Here is a 26377-nt window from a genome sequence, read left to right as displayed (position 1 = left end):
TTTAAATTTTCGTTTTTTACCTGTGCGCTTGCCCATCTACAACAACAGCTTGTGCACCTGCTGTCTGACTGCTATTAGACTGCTACCAGACTGCTACGGGTGGCTTAGGAGTGTGCGCGTTGTGCGCTCCGGCGCTCCGGATGGTGATATTTCTGTTACCGATTCGTTCATTTGTCCAAAATGCCTGAGCAGGATAAAGTTGGATTATATCGTGACATAGGGTTGTCACCGGCTGCTTCTTTCTTTGCATAAACAACAAATCATAAAAAGATGGATATCATTAAAGAACTTTCGACCGAAATGGAAAATGAAGCAGTAACTACCCGTAAAATGTTGGCACTTGTACCGGAAAGCCGGTTTGATTGGTCTCCACATCCCAAAAGCATGACGTTGAAGCAGCTGGCTACACACGTTGCAGAAATTCCTTCTTGGGTCGTCATTGCTGTTGATCAAGATGAATTGGACTTTAACGCGGGAAGTTATCAGCCGGCTCCTGTGAACAACCATGTCGATTTATTGGCGTTGTTTGATCAATCTTTCATAGCAGGACGGACCGCGCTGGACCGGCTATCAGCCTCTATGTTGGATACACCCTGGATCATGCGCGGCGGCGAAGTCGTTTACCTGGATACTACGAAATATGGCATGGTCCGCCACGCCTTTGCCCAAACCATACACCATCGGGCACAACTCGGAGTATTCCTGCGTCTGCTGGATATCGCAATCCCTGGAAGTTACGGGCCAAGTGCCGACGAAATGGGGGGATAGTTTAACAAAGCAAATATCCTACAGAACCTTGCAAAAATAGCACAGTATTGGACGCAAGAGGGGGCTAACTTTGGGACATGTACCAAATAATCAAAGTTAAGATCAAGCTTGTTCTGAAGATTAACCTCCTCTTTGTGTTATTGGGAGTTCGTATCGCCTCCGGGCAAACGGTAGCGGAAATGGATTTTTCGAATGCTAAAATTGTTAATTATACAGCCAATAGCCGACAGGATAAGGCTGCCATACAGTTATTGACCGAAGAGATAGCGAAACGGAGCGGGACGGAATTCATCGTGGAAGACCGGATGCCGCCGGATCATTCCTCCCCGCTAATCATCGTCGGGACTTCTGAATCCCTGCAACGTAATCATCCACAGGGGAATCCCATTGCTGCCAACGATGTGGGAAAACCGGATGGCTTTCAGATTCAATATCTCGCCGAGTCCCGCGCGCTATATATCATCGGCAACGATTCCCGGGGCTTGCTATTCGGCGTCGGATATTTCCTCCGGAAAGCGGAGTTACGTAAGGGTGTCATCCAGTTGCCTGCCAATATGGAGGCCTCTACCGCTCCTGTGGTAGAAATGCGTGGCCACCAGCTGGGCTACCGACCCAAAGTAAATTCGTACGATGGGTTTACGGTGGAGATGTTTGAACAATATATCCGCGACCTGATCGTATTTGGTACCAATGCCATCGAATTGATGCCTCCGAAGACCGACGATGCCTCGGACAGCCCGATGTTTCCTTTACCGCAGTTTACGATGATGGTGAAGGTCGGCGAGCTGCTAGCGAAATACGGATTGGATACCTGGATATGGTATCCCCAGATAGCAGGCGACTATGGCGAGGAGGCAAATGTCAGGGCAGCATTGGCAGAAAGTGAAGAGATTTTTAGCAAAGTCCCGAAAATCAACGCGGTGTTTGTGCCCGGAGGCGATCCTGGAGACCAAAAGCCTTCCGCCTTGTTCTCATACCTGGCGCGGATGGCCACCATTCTGCACAAATACCATCCCGATGCGGAAATTTGGGTATCCCCGCAGGGCTTCAGCGGTGAACAGATGACCGAATTCCTTGAGCTGGTTAAGCAAGAGCCTGCGTGGTTGTCAGGGATCGCCCACGGTCCCTGGATTAATGTGGATATTAACGGTTTTCGTGAACGAATCCCCCCGCGTTATCCGATACGGCGATATCCGGATATTACCCATACGCTGGATGCCCAGTATTTTATGCCCGACTGGGATTACGCCTTCGCCGCCACGCACCACCGGGAACCCATTAACCCGCGCCCGGTTGACCAAGCAGCTGTTTTCCATTCCGCAGAATTGGCCAATTACGAAGGGTTTATTACCTATAGCGAGGGCGTCAACGACGATGTAAATAAAATCATTTGGAGCAGTTTGGGCTGGAATCCCAACGCTGATATTTTGGATGTTCTCCGGGATTACAGCCGCTATTTTATCGGCGCCGATTACGCGGATGAGTTTGCACATGGACTCCTGAACTTAGAGGAGAATTGGCGGGGTCCCTTGCTTACAAACACAACGGTGCATAGTCATCATCTGATGTTTCAGCAGATGGAGTCATCGGCTTCTCCTGAGATGTTGTTGAATTGGCGTTTCCAGCAGGCACTCTATCGGTCTTACTACGATGCCTATACACGGAGCAGGCTCATCTATGAAACCCAATTGGAAGAGTCTGCCATGCAGGCGTTGCGGCGCGCACGTGAGCGAGGTGCTTTGGCCTCCATGAATCTAGCTCGATCGATCTTAGATCGTTCGAAGGAGCAACACATTTCGCCCGATTGGCGGTTGCGGATTTTCGAGTTGGCATCGGCACTATTTCAGAGTACGCGGGCGCAGCTGAGCGTTCGCAAATATTTTGCAATCGACACGATCCGGGGAGCAAATTTGGATCTGGTAGATTACCCGTTAAATGATCGTCTGTGGTTGGAGGCACAGTTTGACCGGATATCGAAGATCGACTCGGAAGAGGGAAGACTACAGGAAATCGCGGGCATCGTCAATTGGCAAAACCCCGGTCCGGGCGGATTTTATGACGATTTGGGGAATATAGCCAACCAGCCCCATCTGGTTCGCAATCTCGATTATGAGAAAGACCCTAACGGTTATTTTACGCCGTTTATTGGCCACGCGGGTGCTTATAGCATCGAATTTCCCCGCAGTTCTGATTGGCGCGTGTCGTCAAAGACCTATATGCAAACCCTTTATGGCTTTCCGCTGGAAATGCGTTATACCGGGCTTGATCCAACGGCTCGGTACCGGGTAAAAGTAACGTATGTTGAAGAGGAAAGAATCAACCTTACTGCAGACGACAACTACCCTGTCCATAATTATCTGACACCTCCGAATCGGATCGAGCCTCTGGAGTTTGATATTCCATGGGAGGCCACCCAAGATGGTACGCTTTCGTTGAAATGGCATGTTGAGTCGAAAGGGAGCGGACCGGGGAGAGGATGTTCCGTGGCTGAAGTCTGGCTGATGAAAATTTAATCCCCATTTCACTGATCTGTTCCCATAAAGAGTGTTATCTTTGAAAGATATCAATTAGCAAGGAGTAGCTTTTGAAATCGCAGCAATTCATTGAACGGGAATTAACATACAGCGCCCACAACTATCATCCGCTGCCAGTCGTGTTGGAACGCGGTGAAGGTGTTTACCTTTGGGATGTAGACGGCAAGCGTTACTACGACTTTCTTTCCGGTTATTCGGCCGTCAACCAGGGTCACTGCCACCCGGAAATCGTTCAGGCGTTGATGTCTCAAGTCCAAAAACTTACGTTAACGTCGCGTGCATTTCATAGTAATGTATTGGGCGAATATGCGGAATACATTACAACGTATTTCGGCTATGACAAGGTGTTACCGATGAACAGTGGGGTAGAGGCGGTTGAGACCGCGTTGAAACTCGCCCGCCGTTGGGGATATGACAAAAAGGGAATTCCGAATAACCAAGCCAAAATCATTACGGTAGAAGGCAACTTCCACGGCCGCACGCTGAATGTCGTGTCATTCAGTACGGATCCCTCATCGCGCGATGGATTCGGACCGTTTATGCCGGGATATCAGGTGATTCCATACAATGACCTAGAGGCGTTGGCAACCGCATTGGAAGACCCCTACGTTGCCGGTTTCCTAGTGGAGCCTATTCAGGGGGAAGCCGGGGTTAACGTGCCGGAAGAGGGTTATCTGGCTGCAGCTTATGAATTATGCCGGAAAGCCAACGTGTTATTCATTGGTGATGAAATCCAAACCGGACTGGCCCGTACGGGCAAGATGCTGGCATGCGACCATGAGGGAGTACGCCCCGATGTCCTGATCTTGGGCAAAGCGCTAAGCGGTGGTATGCTGCCTATATCGGCAGTATTGGCCGATGATGAAGTGATGCTGTGCATCAAACCGGGAGAGCATGGGTCTACCTACGGGGGGAATCCACTGGCGTGTAAAGTAGCCATCGCCGCGTTGAAAGTTATCAAAGAAGAGAAGCTCGCGGATCGTGCCGCCGACTTGGGTACCTATTTCCGTAAACGGTTACAGCAATTGAACCACCCTAGTATCAAGCAGGTAAGGGGAAAAGGATTGCTCAATGCACTCGTCATCCATCACGTAAACCCGGAGGCCGCTTGGGAACTTTGTCTCGTACTGAAAGAGAATGGATTGCTAGCGAAGCCAACACATGGCGATAAGATCCGGTTTGCTCCGCCGTTGGTGATCACCCAAGAACAGTTGGACGAGAGTATTGAAATCATTGGGCAAAGCTTAGTGCATTTATAATGTGAATTTCGTATGTTCGCGTAATTAATTTTAAACATGTGCTATCGCTTAGACCAACCACGGAAGACTTGGCCGCCATGCTGCAAGTGCTTCATTCCTTCCATCCAATAAAAAAGGTGCCGGCGATTTTTGTTGAAGAATATACTTTCCTGTTTCGCTGCAAAAGGGCGACTTCTGCTGAAAAGCGGGGAAATATGCGATCATATCTATTTCATAAAAAAGGGCGCACTGCGCGGCTTCATTGCAGCATATGAAGCACACCCTTACTATGCCCCCTTGCGATCAAGGAGGCATAGTAAGGGTATATCCAAGTCTCATCCGGTGGTGACGTACCCCTATAAAGGTACATAACGGGTACGGAACGGGTGCGTATACCGTGCAGATACAGCGGAGGAAAGGGGGCCTATCCCAACCTTAATTCGATTGTAACGCCAGTTGTAACGCATAAAAAGAGTTTTTTTACGCATACGTAACCATATTTGCTGCGCAATTCTATCTATGCGCATCAGATTTAAATATCCCGGCTTTTTGCTGCTGTTGGCGATACTGCTACTGGTTTTAGCGGTGTGGGTGTACCTGCATTACCAGCATAATTTGGACCGCATCGAACAGGAAATGCAAAAAATGGAAATGCATTAGTCTTAACCAGATTTTTGGACCATAAGGGAAATTATAAACAGGAATCCATTCGAACCGATGAACTTAATATCTGCCACTTTTGAACGATTGCGTGCTTTTACATGGTCTGCCTTTGTTGATGCGTTGATTGCTTGCGCTAAGTTGATATTCTTTGTCATGGTTGTGTGCTCGATGCCCATACATGCACATGCACAACTGAAAAACAATGCCTTGCACTTCGATGCCGATGCCCGTATAACCGGGTTGTCGGGTATCTCTCCAACAAGTTTTACGATCGAATTCTGGATGAAGTCTCAGCACCCAACCGGTGCGATTCCAAAATACCAGGGAATTTACTGGCAACAAGACGGGCTAATGGAGCCGGGGGCATATGTGGATAATTTTGACACAGATGATGGTACGCAGACCCTTGCTATTTTTCCGTCTTCGTCGGCAAATACAGCATATCAAGCTTGGTCCGCATCAACCCCGGATGGAAAGATTGCTGTCGAACAGCAAGGTACATGGAGGCATTATGCCATTACATCCGACGGTAGTACGATCAGTTTTTATTACGATGGTGTTTTGATTCGAACGGCAACCCATTCGGGAGCCGTTTTGCCGATAACCAATGTAACGATAGGAGGGGGCCTTGACGGCTACACCTTGGATGAACTTCGTATTTGGAATACTGCGAGAACACTAGTGGAAATTGAAGAATGGAAAAACTCACGGGTATCCCGAGGATCTGTTGGCGCTATCGGTTTGGTGCGGTATTATAACTTTGACCAGGGGACGGCCAACGGTGACAACACAGGAGTTACGGAATTATTTGAAGTGGTTGATAATAAAATGGGTGGTGTGTTAAACGGTTTTACATTAAATGGCACGACCTCCAATTGGGTAAACGGCGCTCCCGCATTTGACCCGCCTCCTGTCGTTAGTACACATCCAGGCAACGAACCAGTATGCAATGGGGGGAATGCCAGTTTTACGATAGTCGCTGCTCGGGCCACATCCTACAAATGGTACGTAAACACGGGAGCGGGTTTTTTACCGATCCCGGAGAACGGAGTGTATAGCGGTACAACCACCGCAACGCTGACCATTACCGGGGCAACAGCTGCGATGAATGGCTATCAATACCGTTGTGTGGCCATCAATGGGGCGGGAACAGCGACTTCCAATCCCGCGACGTTGACGGTAAGCACCCTTTCCTTATCGGGTTCGCAAACAAACGTGACCTTTGCTGGAGGCAGCAATGGAACGGCTACGATAACACCTTCGGGAGGGATAGGATCTTATTCGTATTCCTACTCCTGGAGCCCTTCGGGAGGTACGGGGGCAACGGCTACGGGCCTTTCGGCAGGGGATTATACCGTAACCGTGACGGACCTTATTGGTTGCTCGGCAACCTATACGGTTACCATTTCAGAACCGCCGGCCATCACCTCCGCCTCTTACAACGCGACAACCGGCGTGCTTGTGGTAACGGGTACGAATCTGCTGCCGGTCGCGGGATCCAACAACGATATCATCGCGAATAAATTTGCCTTTACGGGTGAGGGCGGAGAAACCATTCCACTAACCGATACGGAAAATGTGGAGATTACGAACGAGACATCGTTTACGCTAACGTTGAGCGAGGCCGACCGGCTGGCCGTCAACCCAATAATGAACAAGAATAGTACGTCTTCAACCGGCGGTACGACGTACAACCTGGCGGCTGCCGAGGGATGGGCTGAGGCTCCCGATCCGGCGATGACGGTAGCCGACCTGACCGGCAATGGGATTACGGTGACTAATGTGCCCGAGCCCAAGATCACCAGCGCAACCTACGATGCTAACACGGGTACCGTTGTCGTTACGGGTACGGGCTTTCTTTCCCTCACCGGTTCCAACAACGATATTGTTGCCGGTAAATTTACGTTCACCGGCGAAGGTGGCGAGACCATTACGCTGACTGACACGGAGAATGTCGAGATTACTTCGGGTACCAGCTTTACCCTCATCTTGAGTGCCACGGACCGGATGCGGGTTAATACGATGATGAATAAAAACGGCACCTCTTCCACCGGTGGCACCACGTATAACCTCGCCGCAGCGGAAGACTGGGCCGCCGGTGCTGACGCAGCGGTGGCGGTGGCGGATACGACCGGCAATGGTATCACGGTGAGCAATGTGCCTGTGCCAACGATTACCAGTGCGACCTACGACGCCGGCACCGGCATCCTGGTGGTTACCGGTACGGGGTTCCTATCAGCCGCGGGGTCCAACAACGATATTATTGCCAATAAATTCACGCTAACCGGTGAAGGCGGCGAGATCCATACGCTGACCGATACGGAGAATGCCGAAATTACTTCGGGCACCAGCTTTACACTAGCGCTGAGCGCCGCGGATCGGTCCAGGGTTAATGTCTTCATGAACAAAAGCGGCACCTCGTCCACCGGTGGAACCACCTATAATCTTGCGGCGGCAGAGGGCTGGGGCGCGGGTGCTGATGCGGCAACGGACATTGCCGACCTGACCGGCAATGGGATTACGGTGACTAATGTGCCCGAGCCCGAGATCACCAGCGCAACCTACGATGCTAACACGGGTACCGTTGTCGTTACGGGTATGGGCTTTCTTTCCCTCGCCGGTTCCAACAACGATATTGTTGCCGGTAAATTTACGTTCACCGGCGAAGGTGGCGAGACGATTACGCTGACTGATACGGAGAATGTCGAGATTACTTCGGGTACCAGCTTTACCCTCGTCTTGAGTGCAGCGGACCGGATGCGGGTTAATACGATGATGAATAAGAACGGCACGTCTTCCACCGGTGGCACCACGTATAACCTCGCCGCAGCGGAAGACTGGGCCGCCGGTGCCGATGCAGCGGTGGCGGTGGCGGATACGACCGGCAACGGCATCACCGTGAGCAATGTGCCGGTGCCGGAAATTACCAGCACCACATTTGACGGAACAACGGGTGTGCTGACGGTTACCGGTACCGGATTTCTGTCGGCGGCGGGATCAAGTAACGATATTAAAGCGGATAAATTCACCTTTAGGGGGCAGGGCGGAAATATCACGACACTAAGCATCGGTACGGCCGATGTAGATATAACCGACGGCACTTCCTTTACCATGGTGCTGGGTGAAACGGATCGGCTGGCCGTGGTTGAACTATTAAATGAAAATGGAGTGTCTGCGTTGGACGGTACGTTGTATAACCTGGCGGCAGCGGAAGACTGGGCACAAGGCGCGGATGCAGCGGTAGTTGTCGCGAGTACCACCGGTAACGGCATTACCGTAACCAACGCGCCCAAACCGCCGATGGCAACGAACATGACGCAATCGAAGGCAATGATAGAAGATGAGCCTTCGATAGCATTAGGCGACATTGTGGTGACCGACGTGAACGTGCCGGAAACCATCACGGCTACATTGACCTTGAACCCGGCGGTCGGCACGCTGACCACAGGCACCTATGGCTCGGCGACGTCGACCTTTAACGCGGGCGTGTGGACGGTCGCCGGCTCTGTGGCCGATGTAAACGCGGCATTGGCCGCGGTGGCCTTCAGGCCGGCGGCCAATTGGGATCAGGATTTTTCAATCATAACGCGCATTCGTGATGCGGCGGGCACGGGGCCCGATGATGGATCGATTTTGGTCATCGTGACACGGGTGAACGATGCACCCACGCTCGTGACTACGGCGACCAACCCCACCTTCGTCGAGGGAAGCGCGGCGGTCAGCCTGTTCAGTGGCACCAGTGTCAGTACCATCGAGTCGGATCAGGGTGTTTCCGAGCTGAAGCTGATGGTGTTGTATCTCAACGACGGGGCCAGCGAAATCCTGACCATCGACGGTACAGAGATTGCCCTGATAGACGGCACGGCAGGAACAACCACCGGGGGGGATGCACTCGTCTATGCCGTGAGCCTGAGCGGTTACACAGCCACGGTAACGCTGTCTTCCGGCAGCGGTATTACCGCTACTGCTATGGCCGGTCTTATCAATGGGATGACGTACCACAACACCAGCGTTGCACCTACCACTGGCGGTCGGACTATTTCGCTGACAAGCATCGAGGACAACGGGGGAACGGCAAATGGAGGGGTAAATGCCACCTTGCTGGCTATCAATTCTACGGTAACCGTACAGGCGGTAAATTCGCCACCGGCTCTCGTGAACCTTAACGGGGATCATGTGGCATGGGCAGGCGCAGGCAATGAAGTAATCCTAGATGCAGAAACGAATGTTACGCTGAATGATGATGAATTGGAAGCGGCGAACGGCGGCAACGGCAATTGGGCCGGTGCCAATCTTACGGTACAACGTGCCGGGTTTGTGGTGCCAGCGGATGTACTTGATTTCAGCACGTCCGGAGCGCTTTTCACGGTGAGCGGCAATAACCTGCAATCCGGAGGCCAGACATTTGCCAGCTATACCAATACCGGTGGGGTATTGGCTATCACATTCACCAGTAGTGGAACGATTGCAACCACCGCAATAGTGAATGATGTGGTGAGGCGTATTACCTACCGGAATGATACCCCTGCCGGCGATGCCATCATGCGCTTCGCACTCAGCGATGGCAACGATGACGCGATACCGGCGAATATCGTGGTGGACAGTGATATCATTTATGTGACCAATTCCACCGACACTTATACCATTGATGTAAACAACGGTGTGAGCTTAAGCGAAGCAGTGGCTATTGCCGCAGCTGACGGAACGGGCATGCAGACGCTTGTTTTTTTAAATACGCTCGCTGACCAGACCATTACGTTGGCCGGCAACCTATCCATCGGGGAGAACCTGGTATTCAATGTCGACGCGGCCAGTGGACTGACGTTAGCGGGCAGTACCATCACGCTGGGTGGAGGCACGACCCTCGGTATAACCAATGGCGCAGGCAACCAACTCACGATTACGTCAACGATGGCAGGTACAGGCGGGCTGACTAAGTCCGGTCAGGGTAGCTTGGTATTGACATCGGCCAGTAATCGTACGGGCTGGTCTGGAGCAATGACTGTGACAGACGGTAATCTGGTGGCCACTACGGGTTCACAGGTATCGAGCGGCACACTGACATTTGACGGCGGGACGCTGTCCATGGACCTAACGGGTACGTCCGGTACGACGTCTGTTCCCAACCCAGTGATATTGGACGGTGGCGGTGGTACCTTTGCCGTCGATGGCGATAATGGCAATACCGTTACCTTATCCGGTGTGGTTTCCGGAAGCGGCCAACTGGTCAAAACCGGCGCGGCTAAATTGTACTTGACGAATAATGCCAATACGTACACCGGAACCATGACGGTTGCCACGGGTACGTTGGAGTTCACCAACGTGACGAGCCTAGGTTCGGGTGCCATTACCATCGATGACAATGCGACCCTTTCCGTATTATGGGGTGGGTTAGCGGCGAATGCCATTACCCTGGCAGGGAATGCAACGGTGAATACGAAGGCGGTTGTGACACTGTCGGGTGTAATCAGCGGTGCGAATAACCTGACCAAATCGGGTACCGGGTCGTTGACACTCGCGGGTACCAATACCTATACCGGGACTACCACCGTTGCCGAAGGCACCGTGGTGGTGAGCAATGATCATCACCTGGGCACCGGGGCGGTAATCCTCAGCGACGGTGCTACGTTGCTGGTATCGGCAGGAGCGGTGATTGATAACCCCGTGGTATTGGCAGGGAATGCAACGGTCAATACGTCGTTGAACCTGACCTTATCCGGCATAATCAGTGGTTCCGGTAGCCTGACTAAAATCAGCCCGGGTAAGCTGCTGCTAAGTGGTAATAATACTTATTCGGGTAGCACAATTGTTAACGAAGGTACGTTAAGCGTTGCAAGTGACGCGAACCTCGGTGCCGACGGGCTGTTTCTTGGGAATTCGACGACATTGGACGTGACGGGGTCGACTACCCTTGATAACTCCATCAGTTTGGGAGGCAATGCGACCTTGATAAATTCGGCGGATGTAACCCTTTCCGGGGTAATAAGCGGAGGTAATAATCTTTCGATACAAAGTACATCGGCTGTCCTTACGTTGGCTGGCAACAATACGTATCCGGGTATGACCAACCTGGTTAGCGGTTCACTTCGTGTAGGCAACGATAGCAACCTGGGTGCGGGAAGTATCAACTTGGCAGATGGCACAACCCTGGAGGTGACCGATGCCACCGATATAGAGAATGCCGTGACGCTCGCCGGTATCGCTACGGTGAACACGAGTAACACCGGCGGGGCAGCGACCTTATCAGGTGTAATCACTGGCGCCGGAGGCTTGACGAAAACAGGCGTTGGGACATTGGCGTTAGCTGCCAGCAATGGGTACACGGGAGCAACCACCGTGTCGACTGGAACATTGTTGGTTAATGGGGCTACGGCCGGGAGTACCACGGTTTCTGCAGGCGCTACGCTTGCAGGCACCGGCACATTGGGTGGCGATGTTGCCGTAAATAGCGGCGGAACACTATCGCCGGGTGGTAGTCCCGGTGTACTGACCATCAACGGCGGCCTGACCATGCAGTCCGGCAGTACGCTTGCCGTCGAAATTGACGGCACTACGGCCGGTACGGACCACGACCAGGTCGTTGTTAACGGTACGGTGGATGTGTCGAGTACGACGTTGGTCGTGACCCACGGCTACGCCGCCAGCCAGGATGAAACCTATGTGATTATCGTGAATGATGCGACCGATGCCATTTCAGGCACCTTCAGCGGCCTTGCTGAGGATGCGCGAATGACAGCATCGGGCAATAGTACGGTATTGACGGGCAGCTACATCGGTGGCACGGGAAATGATTTTATGCTCACGGTATCCGATGTGACACCACCCACGGTGACGGAGATCGAGGTGAGCGGTACACCGGGGGCAGCAGCAGAATCGGTAGACTATACGGTCACTTTTAATGAGGCACCGGATCATGTTTCGATCACAGATTTTGCGCTTACAGGGACGGCAACGGCAACGATTGCAAGGGTTTCTTCGGTATCCGGCAATTCAGTTACGGTAACCCTAAACGAGATTGCTGGCACGGGAACGTTGCGGCTGGATGTAATCGGAGGAAACGGTATTACCGATGTCGACGGTAACGGTGGCGGGAACAACGGTTATGTAGCGGCGTTTACGGCGGGTGCGGTACATACGGTGGACCGCGATGCGCCGGATGCGCCATCGCAGCCCGATTTGGCTGCGGGTTCGGACAGCGGCAGCAGCGATTCAGACGACATCACCAGCGATGCCACGCCGACCATCACAGGTACAGCCGAGGCCAATGCCACGGTAGAAATTACGTCGCATGTGGATGGTGTGCTGGGCACCGAGACCGCAGATGGCGGCGGAAATTGGAGTTTTATCCCCAGTACGGCGCTCACTGAGGGCATGCACAGCCTGACGGCTACCGCAACCGACGCGGCGGGGAATGTCTCCTTAGCATCCCCGGCACTGGAAATTACCATTGACGTTACCGCGCCCGTGAAACCTGCCGCGCCAAAGCTGGCACCGGTATCAGACAGCGGCGAAAGCAATACGGATAACATGACTAACCTGACCGACCTGAGCTTGCAGGGGGCTGCCGGTTCGGTGGAGGCCGGTGCCCGGATCCATGTGCGCTCCGATGTGGACGGCGGTCTGGCCAATGGCACCGCCAATGCCGACGGTAGTTGGAGTCTCAATGTCATGGGGTTGGCTGCAACCACGCATCAGCTGCAATTCAATGCGACCGATGCGGCAGGCAATACCGGCGTGTATTCGGATCCGCTGACGGTCGTGATTGATGATACTCCGCCAACCGTAAGCGGCGTGACCTTCGATCAGGCAAGCGTGACGGCGGTTAACCAGGTAGCTATCAGCCTAAGCCTGTCTGACGCGGAAACGGGTACGAGTGCGTCATTCACCATTACCAGCAGCGATGGAGGTACGCCAGTCACCGTTTCGGGATTGGTGGTTGGCTCGGCAATGCAGCAATTCGCGGGGATTGATGTGGGTGGTCTGAAGGACGGAACACTCACCGTAAGCCTGACAGTGGTTGATGTTGCCGGGAATACATCTCCTGCGGTCACCGGAACCATCGGTAAGGATGCCCGGGTGCCCACAGTGACCAACGTGGCTATTACGGATGGCGACTACGCCGAAGGCGGCGCGATTAGCCTGAGTGTCACACTGGACGAAGATGTAACCGTGAGCGGGCGGGCCTCGACGCTGGCCATCGAAGTTGGTGGAACAACCCGTCAAGCCAGTTTTGTCAGTGAAAATACGGGTGTGCTGCTTTACCAATATACCGTACAGGCGGGTGACAATACGGATGGTGCAGGTGTGATGGCCCTTGCCAATGGCATTTCCCTGAATGGCGACTTCATCCGCGATGCGGTGGGCAACGATGCGGCGCTGGTCTATGTGCAAACCGGCAATGCCGATGCGCGGGTGGATACGAAGGCGCCTGTGGAGCCAACGGTGATATCTCCGGCAGCATCCATTTCAGTGAATGCGGATGATTACACAATCAGCGGTGTCCACGCTGAAAATGGTGTAACCGTCAAGCTCTACCTCGATGCGGATAATAATGGTGTGCCGGATAATGCGTTGGTGCTGGACGCATACGTCGTTACCGGCGGAGGTTGGAGCTTAAATGTACCCTTGGTTGAAAACACAACGAATAATGTCGTGATCATCGCCGAGGACGCGGCAGGTAATGTTTCTGGTGCCGCGGATGTGCCAACGATCACCGAAGATTCGCTACCGCCAGCCGTGCCTTTTGTCCCCACCTTGCTGCCCACCAGCGATAGTGGTGCGAGCGACAGCGACAACCTGACCAACCACAGGTCCGTCACCCTGACGGGTACGGCCGAACCGAATAGCACCGTAGCGCTGACCAGCGATCGAGATGGGGTTGTGGGCTCAGCCCGGGCCGATGGCTTGGGCAATTGGCGTATAATCACCGGCAACCTGAGCATCGGTGTACACGGCCTGATGGCCACCGCAACCGATGCCGCGGGAAATACGAGTGCTTCGTCAGCGGCGCTGCTCGTAAGGGTAGATACTCAAGCGCCCAGCCTAACAGCCGTGATCGACCAATACCTACAGCCCGGTGCGAGCAGCGGTTCATTGGCCATGACGCTGGACGATGAGACGACCCCGGCGGCAAACCTCGCCTTTATCGCTACCAGTTCCGATCCGGCGGTTATTTCGCTTGGAGGCATTGTCTTGGGAGGCAGTGGCAGAGACCGTACGGTTGCGGTAACGGCGACAGGATCTGGAATGACGACGATTACGTTAAGTGCGGAAGATGAGGCAGGCAATATCGGAACGACGACATTTACCGTAACGGTAAACAGTGTACCGACAATCGGCGGCACGCCGGCGACGCATGTGGACCAGGACGCTGCTTACCGTTTCATCCCGACAGCAGAAGACATTGATGCGGGGGATGTGTTGAGTTTCAGCATAACGAATAAACCGGAGTGGGCGGACTTCGACGCGGTTACGGGTGAGTTATCCGGCATGCCGGGTAACGGTGATGTGGGTGTAACCACAGGTGTCGTGATCACCGTGAGCGACGGTGCATTGAGCACATCCCTTCCCGCCTTCGACCTGGAGGTGGTGAACGTGAACGACCCACCGACAATTACGGGTACACCGGATACGAGCGTGGCGCAGGATGCAGCCTATAGCTTTATGCCAACGGGCAGGGATATCGACGGCGACTTACTGAGTTATAGCATTATAAATAAACCGGAGTGGGCAGACTTCGACCCGGTGACGGGTGAACTGAGCGGTACGCCGAGCAACGCTGACGTGGGTACCACCACGGGCATCGTCATCACAGGGAGTGATGGTAAGGAGTCGGCGAGTCTTGCAGCGTTCGACCTAGAGGTGACTAGCATGATCATTTTAGGGGTGACGTTACCGGATATCAGTTTCGTTTATGACGGTATGGCAAAATCGTTGGCTGTCGAAGGCGCCTTGCCCAATGGCACATTGTTGACGTACACGAACAACAGCCGCATGGATGTGGGTAGCCAAACAGTTACGGCAACGATTACGGGTGCCGGCTACACACCACTGATATTGACCGCTGACCTGACCGTTACCCCGGCCACTATCACCGGCATCACGCTGGCGAGCGATCACTTCGTTTACGACGGCACGACGAAATCACTCCGCATCACCGGAATGCTTCCCGCAGGCACCGCGGTGAGCTACACCCACAACAGCCGCATCGACGTGGGTACGCAAGAAGTGACGGCCATGGTCAGCGGCAGCAACCACGAAACACTGACACTGACGGCTGAACTCATCGTTACCCCGACCACCATCACTGGCGTTACGCTGGCGGGCGATCGCTTCGTTTACGACGGTACAGCAAAATCCTTGGCCATTACGGGTACTTTGCCCACGGGGACGGTGGTTAGCTACACCCACAACAACCGCATCGACGTGGGTACACAGGAAGTGACGGCCACCGTAAGCGGCAGCAACTACGAAACGCTCGTACTGACCGCTGACCTAACTGTTACACCGACCACGCATGTAATGGTTTTTCCCGTTCTGCCGGAGAAGGTCTACGGCGATGCCGATTTCGACGCCGGGGCAACTGTCAGCAGCGGCGAACCGATTATTTATACCAGCAGCGATGCCTCGGTAGTTGAGATAACGAGAGACGGGCTGCTCCGTATAACAGGTGCGGGCGAGGCCACTATTACGGCCACCGTGCCAGAAAACGGAAACTACGCCAACCGGCCCTCGGGGAGCCATACCTTGACGATACGGAAAGCCTCCCAAACCATCGCGTTCAATGCCCCTGCGGAGGTACACCGCAATGCGGGAAGTATACCATTGGAAGTATCTGCGACAAGTGGCCAGTCCATCAGCTTAACGGTAGACGACGAACAGGTGGCAACAGTGGTGGGTACAGTACTTCATATCCATCGGTTGGGCACCGTACGAATCGCGGCGACGCAGGCGGGTAATGCCAACTATGAGGCTGCTGAGCCGGTGACGGTAACCGTTCACGTTACAGACCCCAAGTCGGACTTCCCCATCCGGGTACACCACGCGGTATCACCGAACGGCGATGGTATCAACGAATACCTGATCATCGAGGCGATAAAAGACTACCCGGACAATCGGGTGCGCATCTTCAACCGCAACGGCACGGAGGTGTACCAAGCCTCGGGATACAACAACGGCACGGTGGCGTTCCGGGGTATTGGAACAGGGCAGCAGCGGGTGCCGGAAGGGACTTACTTTTACACCGCCGAGGTGAGGGTAAACGGGGAGTGGGAGTATCGGAAGGGATATTTCGTGCTGAGATATTGAAAAGTAAAAAGCAGACGACAATCAGCAAAAAAACAATATATATGAAACGAAGCCTATTGATAGGAATAACGGGTTTGCTGTTTGCCACGGGCTTACAGGCCCAACAGCCGCTTACCTATACACAGCACGGGCAGCTGCATTCAGCAATAAATCCAGCAGCATCGCTGATGCACTTGGACGGTGAGATTTCGCTCATCGGCAGGCGGCAGTGGGTGGGCATGGAGGGCGCTCCCACGGTGTACTGGGGCAGTGGCCATGTGGGGTTCGAAAACCTCGGTGCCACAGCAGGGTTGAACATCCGCCATGAAGGCCTTGCCGTGGAGAAGCTGACGGAGGTTTCAGCATTCTTTGCCAAGGGGGTGCGGATATCGGAAACGGAGTATGTGGGGCTGTCGCTCAATGCGGGCTTTAGCTATCTAGATGGCCGTTTCTCGCAGTTGGACCCGCAGGACCCCGCCTTCCGTGACGACGTGCGCGAGACGGATGCGCTGGTAGGCTTCGGCATCATGCTGTACCGGCCGGATCGGTACTATGCGGGGCTGTCGCTTCCGCGGCTGATGCTGGGCAACCTAGGTGTGGGTGCTGGCAGCCGCTACAATTTCCGCAACGTCTACCACCTGTCGGCGGGAGCACTGTTCGAAATGGGTACGGACTTCCAGTTCCGGCCGTCGCTGCTGGTGACTTACTCAGAAAGCCTGCGCCCGCAGGCCGAGGCCACGGCGATGGTATTCATAAAGCGGACATTGGGAATAGGGGGAAACGTGCGGAGCTATGGCGAAGTGGCCGGTATGGTGCAGATCAATACGGGTAGGTTCGGCATCGGTTATAGCTACCAGTTCGGTACGCGCAACGAGACGCTCAACCGCAGCATCAGCAATAATACACACGAGATCGGGCTGAGCTACCGCTTTGGGCGGATAATAGGACTATTGTGAGTTTTGGAAAACTAGGTTTTTTACTGCCACGATTTTGATGAATATACGGACGATTACCCCAGAGCCCCCGTATCATCGATTTCCCACCGTTGCAGGCAGAGACCTATGGTGACGGGGGGGTCACTCCAGAGACAACCGTCAGCAGTGGGGGGCTTGGTCATCTACGAGCAGCAATCCGGCGGTAGCCGCGATAACAGTAACTGGAACCATCGGGCAATGCAGATTTGTGGATAAACAGCGAATAAGCAATAAGATGGCCGTATCTGAAAATTTTAGCTGTCGATACTTTTCTCAAAACTATTGTTAATTTTGTCCAGAGATGAAGCCATCTACCACCTCACTTTTTTTTCTTTTGGTATGCGTTGCGATCGGTCATGCGCAATACAGGGAACTGATTGGTAAGCCTTATAACCAGCGCTTGGATGCGATTGATCGCTTATATCGAAATGTCGTTGAAAAAAAAATATCCGAGTCTCAGGTAGCCGATACACTCACTGGCATGCGCACGTTGGCCGATCGGTTGGGCGATAAGGAACTGCTTCTCGAAGCAGACCTGTTGGAGGCTGTTTTCGATTATAAGGTTGCTTCAGGCCGTTTGGACAAGTTACTGCATACACTGGAAAAATCGGAACGTGAAGGCGTAACCCACGTGGCCTGCCGAGCAGCTTGGAACATCGGCCAGCATTATTGGGCAGCTGCCATGTATGAACAGGGATTCCGCTGGTACCTCCGTTTGGACCAGATGATCGGTCCGTTGGATGTCACAGATTTTCCCGATAAAGCCAATTACCTCGAAGAGATCGGAAGGGCGTATTACCGTTTTGGAGATTACGAAAAAGCCATTCCTTATTTTAAGGAAGTTGCTGCCTTGCCAATCCGTGATTTCTACCTCAACCGATGGCGCCATGCCATCAATACCATGGGACTGGCCTATCGGGAACTTGGCCGATGGAATGAATCCGATGCCTGTTTCCGCCGGTTGATTGGGCATGCATCGGGTGAGTCCGAGCAATGGGTTGGCATCGCATCGGGTAATTTGGCGCAGAACCTTTACCGGCGTCGCAATTATGGCGAAGCTGTTCCCTTACTTGAAAAAGACATCCGCATTGCCGAACAGTATGAAGATTTCGGGCTAGCGGCCGGATCTACCATCCCCATGGCCGATATCCTTACACAATGGGGTCGGTTGGCTCCCGCCAAAGCGTATATCGACAAGTCCTTGGCGTATATCCGGCAGTCAGCGCAGCTCGACAGGTTGCGCTTGCTGTATCCAGTGATGAGCAAGTGGTATGCCGCCATGGGACAAGGGAATGAAGCGGCTGCTTATCTTGATTCTGCATTGGCTGCAAATAAGCGCTTTACCGATAAATTTAACGCGCTGAAACTCATGCGGGCCAATCAGGAAATAGCAGCGGGCCAACAGGCAGCCGTACTGCATAAGTTAGCGGCCGAAGCTGCCCGTCAGCGCATGGTACGCAACACCGTTATCGGTGGATTGCTTGCGGCTTTGGTGGCAACCCTTGCGATATACCGTGTGGTGATACACCGCAATCGAGCCCAACACAGAATCCAGCGCATGGAACTTGAACAAGCCCAACGCGAATTGGACCATGCCCATAAACTGCTGGAAGGGTACACCAACAAAATTCTGCATAATTCGCGCATCCTCCGGTCTATAGAAGGTAACCCGCATGGGGAGATAGAAGAATCTAGCCTTCAGCAACTCCGCGCCAGCACGATCCTCACAGAAAGCGATTGGGAAGATTTCAAGGAGCAATTCCACAAGGTATATCCCGGCTTTACCGACAGACTGGTGTCGCGCCATTCCGACCTGACCCCGGCAGAAATCCGGTACCTGCTGCTGCTCCGCTTAGAGTTGTCGCACCCGGAGATTGCCCATGCGCTGGGTATCTCACCCGCTTCGCTGCGTGTCACATGGCATCGCCTGCGCAAAAAGATCGGCCTCCCGGCCGACCTAACACCAGCTACGGTTTACGCCGATCATTTTGCCGACATGTAAGCGTTTTCGACCTGATTTGCAATTGTAACGCCTGCTGTAACGCCTAAAAATCACTGTTTTTAGTGCGTACTGCTATGTTTGTGCAGTTCTATCTATGTGTATCAAATCGATATAGAACGGCTGATCCAAAGGCGGGCCTGCACATGGCGGATCGCAACGTGGTATTCCATGCAGCAGGAGGTGTCACAGCCTCGGATGGTTCGTATTATAACAACCTCAGCCACCACAACGGGTGTCATCATAGCCAAGCCGCTGACGGTGATGCTGGATGACTACCCGTTGATTACCAAAATATATAAAGGCAGTGCCGCGGCTACATTGCATGTCGATAATTACAGCCTTGGCAGTATTGTCGATGAGGATGATGTGTAAAGGAACAGCTACCTATGAAGATGGCAATGCGGGCACGGAGAAGGAAATTACGGTTTCCGACTTCGTGCTCAGCGGCGCCGATTCCGACAATTCACTCCTGCCACACGCAGCATTAACGTTCCGGTATTGCCGACATCTCGGCCAATAGCGGGCTACCTCAGCATGAAGTGCCTGTATCCTGCAAGTAGTATAGCTGCATTTGTGGTATAAATTGCAACTGGGCCTAACATTGTTTAACTTCGTGCCCAAAATTGTACAGTATGCAACAGCAGCAATGGCGCGGAGGTCATGAAAAACGGGAGACTAATCAGCAGGTATATGGTATCCGTGCGGTCATTGAAGCCATAGACAGCGGGAAGGAAATTGAATCTATTTTCGTTCAGCGCGGACTCAGTGGCCAATTGTTTATCGAACTGAAACAGGTGCTCAAGCAACACGGTATCAGTTACCAGCAGGTACCTGTCGAAAAGCTCAATCGCATGACCCGCAAAAACCATCAAGGGGTCATCGCAGTTATCTCGCCGATCACCTATCAGCGGACGGAAGACTTGGTGCCGGCTATCTACGAAAGGGGAGAAGTGCCTCTGTTGCTCATCCTCGACGGCGTTACGGATGTACGCAACCTGGGCGCCATTGCACGCACCGCCGAGTGCGTAGGTGTACATGCACTGATTGTGCCGAAAAAAGGGTCAGCCGAAATCAATCCTGACGCCATAAAAACATCAGCCGGGGCATTGTTTAAAATCAACGTCTGCCGCGAAGACAGTCTAGCTAAGACCGCTCGATTGTTGCAAGACTCCGGAATTCAATTAATAGCCTGTACGGAAAAGACAGCCGACAACATCTATCAGTTGGATTACACGGCGCCAACAGCGTTTGTGCTGGGTTCTGAGGAACACGGCATTTCAGACGAGCTGATCCGTATCGCTGATCACTTGGCAAAAATACCTATGGCTGGATCGATCGCCTCGCTCAACGTTTCCGTATCCGCAGGAGTCGTATTGTATGAAGCCATACGGCAACGGTTAGTTATTTAGCAATTATTCCGAAGTACGCTCACGAGCCGCCGCCGATTTCTTTTTCCGTTTCTTAGCGGTTTGTCTTCTTTTGCCGTAAGAACCCTTTACAATTTTTCCTCGTTTGGTTTTTTTATCTCCTTTTCCCATATTGAATAAATTTTGACGTTAACAATACGAATGAACCTTCTGCATTAGCTCGATCGCAAAAAGCGAATGGGCGCAGGTATTTGGAAATGAGTTTCTGAAAAACTGTATACGAAGTTAATAATTGTAATGAATATTTTAAAATTAGTGTGCTGACATTTTTTCAGTTCTTTAAAAGAGTTTATATTTGTGTTAATTATAAGTTAAATTAAATTTATAATTACCTTGTAATCAGATTAAAATATATATTATATAAACTGTAAATTCATTATTTGATGAAGCAGAGATACGAGGTTGAAGGCTACTGGTTGACCGTGGATTTGAATAAAGGATTGGTACATATCGAGAATGATAATGCTTTCAAACATGCGGTTGCTATTCACCCCATACAGACGGTAACTTCATTAATTGACTCCATACAGGCAGATTATTCAACATTGTATGGAACCGGATTGGTTATCGGGAGGGATTCGTTTGCAGTGGAGATATGGGGGCATCTATATTTTGAATATTTCTTACTGAAATATAGGAAGTTGCTTCGTATTGTCTTTCTTTTTGGTTTATATAATCGTTTTCTTAATTCCTGCCAGGTGTTTGATTGCGGAGAGCAAGGCAAGGACCCAAATAGATGGTTATGGGATTGGTTGGCCCGTTACCGCCGTAAAATTGAAACCTGGCTACCGAAAATCAATTCATGGTTGACAGACCGATAAGGGTGTGAGGCGTGAAAACGACAAACTAACAGGTTGATTCCGACAATGCTTTGGGTTACTTTTGTTAGATGAAGAAAGTAAGTATACTCGTTCCGGAAACTGCGGTGCCAGCGGCGGTTGTAGATCCACGTTATATGTTCACTGCCGTAAACGGATTTTTCAAAAGTGCGGGACATCGGCCTTTTTTTGACATCCAAACGATAGGGCTCACCCAAGAGGTGCGGCTAAATGAGGGATTGGTTTCCATCCATACCGATCGGGTATTGGCAGAAGCGGAAAAGACCGACCTGATTATCATTCCCGCGATCAGCGGGGACATCGGCGAAGCGATCAGCCGCAATGAGGCCTTTTATCCCTGGATCGTCGAACAATACCAACGCGGAGCTGAAGTAGCGAGTTTATGCGTTGGTGCTTTTTTGCTGGCCTCTACCGGATTATTGGATGGGAAATCGTGTTCAACCCATTGGTTGTTTGCCAATGAATTCAGGGCACGCTTTCCGGAGGTGCAGCTGGCAGATGACCGGGTCATCACGCATCAGAAAGGTTTGTATTCGAGCGGCGGAGCCAGTACGTATTGGAATCTGCTCCTATATCTGGTTGAGAAATACACCACACGCGAGATGGCGATCATCGCCTCCAAGTTCTTCCTGTTGGACATCGAGAAAAACAGTCAGCTGCCATTCAGCGTGTTCAGGGGTCAGAAAGATCATGGTGATGATTTGATATTGGCGATTCAGGAATACATCGAACAAAACTACGCCAATCGGCTTACGGTTGATATGCTGGCCGATAAATTCGGTATCGGGCGGCGTACCTTCGAACGGCGGTTTAAGAAGGTAACGGCCAATACCGTTATCGAATACATCCAGCGTGTCAAAATAGAAGCAGCCAAAAAGCAATTGGAAACCGGACGGAAGACGGTTTCCGAAGTCATGTATGATGTCGGTTATACCGATCCGAAGGCATTCAGAGATATTTTCAAACGGATTGCCGGATTATCACCGATTGATTACGCTAACCGGTATAATTGATAGACAGCCTACATGCCTGTGGTAAACTATGCAACTTCCCGCATATCTACGGCTACCACACGTGATACGCCCTGCTCAACCATGGTAACGCCGTAGATAATGTCTGTACTGGCAATGGTGCGCTTATTATGCGATACGATGATGAATTGGGATTGATTCGAGAATTTCCGGATAATGTTATTGAATTTATCGATGTTGGTATCGTCCAGCGGTGCATCCACTTCGTCAAAAATACAGAAGGGTGCCGGCTTGAGCAGGTATAGTGAAAAGAGGAGCGCAGTAGATGTCAGCGTTTTTTCGCCCCCCGAAAGCTGATTAATGGAAAGCGGTCGTTTGCCCTTGGGGCGGGCCATGATGTCGATGTCGGATTCCAGCGGGCTTTCGGGAATGGTGAGGATCAGATCACATGTGTCTTCTTCATTGAACAACGAGCGGAATACATTGATGAAATTTTCGCGTACCTTGGTAAATGCCTCCATGAACTTTTCCCGTGCGGTATCATCGATTTCCTGTATGGTTTCCAATAATGAATTTTTGGCATCCAATAGATCCTGTTTTTCCTTGATAATAAAGGCATAACGTTCGTTCATCTCTTGGTAAGCTTCCATTGCCATCGGATTGATGGTGCCGAATTCATCCAGTTGTTTTCGGAGTTTTTCAGTTTTAAACCGAAGCGTTTCCTCATCATCTTCGGCCTCTGGTAGATCGGCACCGCTTTCGTCCGCATGATTGGCCATCAATTCAGTAATGTCAATGGAAAATTCGACCGACAGTCGTTCCTTCAATGCATTTAAATCGAGTTTCAGGTTAGTCTTTTTATCCCGCAGTTCATCGAATAAAAAGCCAACCTGTTCTTTCTGGCGTCGTAACCGGGTAACCTGCTCCTCGGTTTCATTGATTTTGCCCCGGGAAGCATAGTAGTCTTCTTCGACGTCCTGCAGACCTTTTTCATAAGCCTCTTTCTGTGCGTACATGGCAATCAGATCCTCATCCGAATCATCGACATGCTGAAGCGTATCTTTGATACCTGCCTGCACCTGTTCGTATTCTGCTGTATTTTTTTTTATCCGGGTTTCGTACGTATCCCGCAAGCTTTCCCGGTATTCAAGGTCCTTGTCGATACCCGATACCTTGTTCTGTTGCTGATGAAAACGGATGTTCTCCTGGTTGTAGGCAGATGACTTTTCGGTAAGGACTTCGGAAAGGTCCTGAAATGCACGTTGCATCTCCTGCAATACGGTACTTTGCTTTTCCTTGTCGGCTTGCAATGTCTCTAACCGCGGTTCGGCCTCTTTCAACTCGTGCTGGATGTTGGCCATTTTCTGCTCGATATCCTGCTTGCGGTTCTGGCTGTTTGCAATGAATGCCTGGTATTGTTCCTGCTTGGTTTTTACCGATACCAGCTCGTTGTTGAGGCGGTTGAGTTGCTGACCCAGTTCTTCCATACGGGCCTTTTGTGAGCTTCCTTTCAGGTTTCCCAATCGTTGGATATCATTATCCAGCTTTTGCTGGCGGCTGGCAATCTGATTGCCCAGCGATTTGATTTCCTTGGCCAGGTTTTCTAGGTTTTTCGCACGTCCGATACGTTTTCCTTCAAACAGACCCACGGATCCACCAGCCATGCCCACCTTGCTTTTATTGAATTTGCCGCTTTTGTGCAAGATGACGACGTCTTCGGCAGGTAAATTGCTTTCCAGCGCTTTCTCGTCATCCGTTTGGAGTAGGAACACATTGTGCAGCAGCCTGCGGCATAAGGGGAGGTATTGTTCTTCTACGCTGATGATATCCAATGCAGGAATCAGCTGGTTTTCGGGCGCAGCGGCCGTGTTTGGGGCCGGTATATCGCCAAGGGCATCAAGCACGAAGAAATTGGCCCGTCCGCGGGCTGCGTCACTCAGCAGCCGGATGGCCTGTACCGCTTCTTCCTGACGTTGCACCACATAATGGTTCATGTAAGGCTCGAGGTAGTTTTCGATGGCGATACGGTATGCCTCCTGGCAAAAGAGGATGTCCGAAAACAACGGATATTGCTTTTTCCATCCTGCGTTTTTGCGGAGGAAGCGGATGGATTCCGGGAAGCCCTCGAGGTTGTCAACCAGCGATTTCGTCAGGTTGTATTCGTTTTGCTTCGCATCGAGCTGCCGGTTATCCCGTACAAGCTCGTCTTTCAGGGAGTGGATGGCGTTTTCCGTATCCGCGATTTGCTGTTGGAGTTCGTTTTCCGATTGCATCGTTGCGTCGTATTCCGATTGCATCGCTTCCGTTTGCCCCTCTAATTGATCGACCAACACATTGAATTGGTCAAGTTCTGAAGCCTTTGATTCGGCATCCGTGATGTTTCGGACGCTCTCCTGCTCCAACGCATCGTGCTGTATGCGCAATACGGCAATTTCCTTTTCGAGCTTGTAAATCTCGTTTTGTAACTCGTTATGTTGGCGCACGGTGGCGTCCAGTTTATTTTTGGCCGTTTGCTGCTGACCGCGGAGTTCATCTACCTCGGCCTTTTGCCGGTGCAGGGAGGAGGTGATGCCATCCAGTTTGGTCTGCTCCACGAGGTGTTCTTCGTTGAGCCGCTTAATGTTATAAAGTGCGTGATTGAGCTGTTGTTTATCTTGGTTCAGCTCATTGCTCAGGCGGGCCTCTTTATCCTGCAGGTTCCGAAGCTGCTCGTTTTTAACTTTTTTGTCACTTTCGTATGCACGTATTTTTCCAACATATTCGTTGGTTGCTTTCTGTTGGGTGGCCAGATTTTTCTCCTTGGCCAGGCTTTCCTGCTTTAATTGTTGGAGTTGCGCCTCTAATGTGGCAATTTCTGTGTTGATGCGGGTCTGTTCCGTACGTTGTGCCAATTCCTGTTCTTCGATCTTGCCCAGCGATTCACTGAAGTGGGCGATACGGTAGGAAGCCAGCGAAATGCTCAGCGTTTTATATTGTTCTTTGAGGCGGTAGTATCGTTCTGTTTTTTTTGCTTGGTTCTCCAGCGTTTTGAGGTTTTTTTCAATTTCGAACAAGAGGTCGTCTACCCGTTCCAGATCACTTTCTGTATCTTTCAGTTTACCGAGGGTTTGTTTCTTCCGGACTTTGTATTTGGAAATTCCCGAAGCCTCCTCAAACAGGTTCCGGCGTGAATTTTCCTTGTTGTTAATGATCTCGTCGATCATTTTAAGTTCAATGATGGAGTAGGTATCGGCTCCGATACCGGTATCCAGAAAGAGATCGGTAATGTCTTTGAGACGGCATTTAACGTCATTGAGCCGGTATTCGCTTTCGCCGTTTCGGTAGAGTTTACGTGTGATGGTTACCTGCGAAAACTCCGTCGGCAGAATGTTCTTCGTATTGTCGAATGAGAGCGATACTTCAGCAAGATTGGCAGCTTTGCGGTTTTTGCTGCCGTTAAAGATGATGTTTTCCATCTTTTCCGAACGCAGCATGCGGGTGCTCTGTTCGCCCAGTACCCACCGGATTGCATCCACCACATTGGACTTGCCGCATCCATTTGGACCCACGATGGCAGTGATCCCTTCGTTGAAGTGGATGGTTATTTTATCGCCGAAACTTTTGAAACCCTTTATCTCAAGCTTGGTGAGTTGCATCGGTATCTATCTTCTCTTTTCGTGTTTCCGTGGCGAATTT

14 protein-coding genes are annotated in these 26377 nt (G+C 51.8%); 12 read left to right on the top strand and 2 right to left on the bottom strand.

Annotated features, from left to right (window positions below):
* The first annotated feature begins 270 nt into the window (after positions 1-270).
* From BMZ56_RS18780 to rlmB, 10 genes are all read left to right on the top strand, one after another.
* On the top strand, positions 271-768 hold the full coding sequence (locus BMZ56_RS18780) for a DinB family protein (RefSeq protein ID WP_090629255.1): 498 nt from the start codon (positions 271-273) through the stop codon (positions 766-768).
* 77 nt (positions 769-845) lie between these two features.
* The gene (locus BMZ56_RS18775; RefSeq protein ID WP_090629253.1) at positions 846-3281 is read left to right on the top strand and encodes a hypothetical protein; all 2436 of its coding nucleotides are present in this window, start codon (positions 846-848) and stop codon (positions 3279-3281) included.
* 71 nt (positions 3282-3352) lie between these two features.
* Positions 3353-4561 carry an ornithine--oxo-acid transaminase gene (rocD, locus tag BMZ56_RS18770; protein WP_090629251.1) on the top strand — a complete coding sequence of 403 codons (1209 nt, stop codon included), beginning with the start codon at positions 3353-3355 and terminating at the stop codon, positions 4559-4561.
* Between the two features lie 498 nt (positions 4562-5059).
* A complete protein-coding gene (locus BMZ56_RS25670; RefSeq protein WP_177195213.1) occupies positions 5060-5200 on the top strand; it encodes a hypothetical protein in 141 nt (46 codons plus the stop codon).
* Positions 5201-5257: 57 nt separating this feature from the next.
* On the top strand, positions 5258-16510 hold the full coding sequence (locus BMZ56_RS18765) for an Ig-like domain-containing protein (protein WP_090629250.1): 11253 nt from the start codon (positions 5258-5260) through the stop codon (positions 16508-16510).
* Positions 16511-16551: 41 nt separating this feature from the next.
* Positions 16552-17445 carry a PorP/SprF family type IX secretion system membrane protein gene (locus tag BMZ56_RS18760; RefSeq protein ID WP_143072968.1) on the top strand — a complete coding sequence of 298 codons (894 nt, stop codon included), beginning with the start codon at positions 16552-16554 and terminating at the stop codon, positions 17443-17445.
* 319 nt (positions 17446-17764) lie between these two features.
* A complete protein-coding gene (locus BMZ56_RS18755) occupies positions 17765-19465 on the top strand; it encodes a tetratricopeptide repeat protein (protein ID WP_090629246.1) in 1701 nt (566 codons plus the stop codon).
* Between the two features lie 96 nt (positions 19466-19561).
* Positions 19562-19837, top strand: coding sequence for a hypothetical protein (locus tag BMZ56_RS18750; RefSeq protein ID WP_090629245.1), 276 nt, complete (start codon positions 19562-19564; stop codon positions 19835-19837).
* The gene (locus BMZ56_RS25665; RefSeq protein ID WP_177195212.1) at positions 19827-19985 is read left to right on the top strand and encodes a YDG domain-containing protein; all 159 of its coding nucleotides are present in this window, start codon (positions 19827-19829) and stop codon (positions 19983-19985) included. Before BMZ56_RS18750 ends, BMZ56_RS25665 begins: the two co-directional genes overlap by 11 nt.
* Before the next feature lie 112 nt (positions 19986-20097).
* A complete protein-coding gene (rlmB, locus tag BMZ56_RS18745; protein ID WP_090629243.1) occupies positions 20098-20874 on the top strand; it encodes a 23S rRNA (guanosine(2251)-2'-O)-methyltransferase RlmB in 777 nt (258 codons plus the stop codon).
* A gap of 3 nt (positions 20875-20877) precedes the next feature.
* Here the strand turns inward: rlmB and BMZ56_RS26200 are convergent, their stop codons facing one another.
* On the bottom strand, positions 20878-21003 hold the full coding sequence (locus BMZ56_RS26200) for a 30S ribosomal protein THX (protein ID WP_090629242.1): 126 nt from the start codon (positions 21001-21003) through the stop codon (positions 20878-20880).
* A gap of 272 nt (positions 21004-21275) precedes the next feature.
* Here BMZ56_RS26200 and BMZ56_RS18735 point away from each other — a divergent pair, with 272 nt between their 5' ends.
* Together BMZ56_RS18735 and BMZ56_RS18730 are read left to right on the top strand one after the other, a co-directional pair.
* Positions 21276-21713: a hypothetical protein gene (locus BMZ56_RS18735; RefSeq protein WP_090629240.1), complete on the top strand. Its 438-nt coding sequence runs from the start codon at positions 21276-21278 to the stop codon at positions 21711-21713.
* A gap of 68 nt (positions 21714-21781) precedes the next feature.
* Positions 21782-22744 carry a GlxA family transcriptional regulator gene (locus BMZ56_RS18730; RefSeq protein ID WP_090629238.1) on the top strand — a complete coding sequence of 321 codons (963 nt, stop codon included), beginning with the start codon at positions 21782-21784 and terminating at the stop codon, positions 22742-22744.
* Between the two features lie 26 nt (positions 22745-22770).
* Here BMZ56_RS18730 and smc read toward each other — a convergent pair whose 3' ends face one another.
* Positions 22771-26337: a chromosome segregation protein SMC gene (smc, locus tag BMZ56_RS18725; RefSeq protein WP_090629237.1), complete on the bottom strand. Its 3567-nt coding sequence runs from the start codon at positions 26335-26337 to the stop codon at positions 22771-22773.
* Between the last annotated feature and the right edge of the window lie 40 nt (positions 26338-26377).

The sequence above is a fragment of the Parapedobacter indicus genome, from assembly GCF_900113765.1.
Classification (GTDB): domain Bacteria; phylum Bacteroidota; class Bacteroidia; order Sphingobacteriales; family Sphingobacteriaceae; genus Parapedobacter; species Parapedobacter indicus.
The sequence above is the reverse complement of the archived record's forward strand: the minus strand, read 5'-3'. Positions and strand labels throughout refer to the sequence as shown.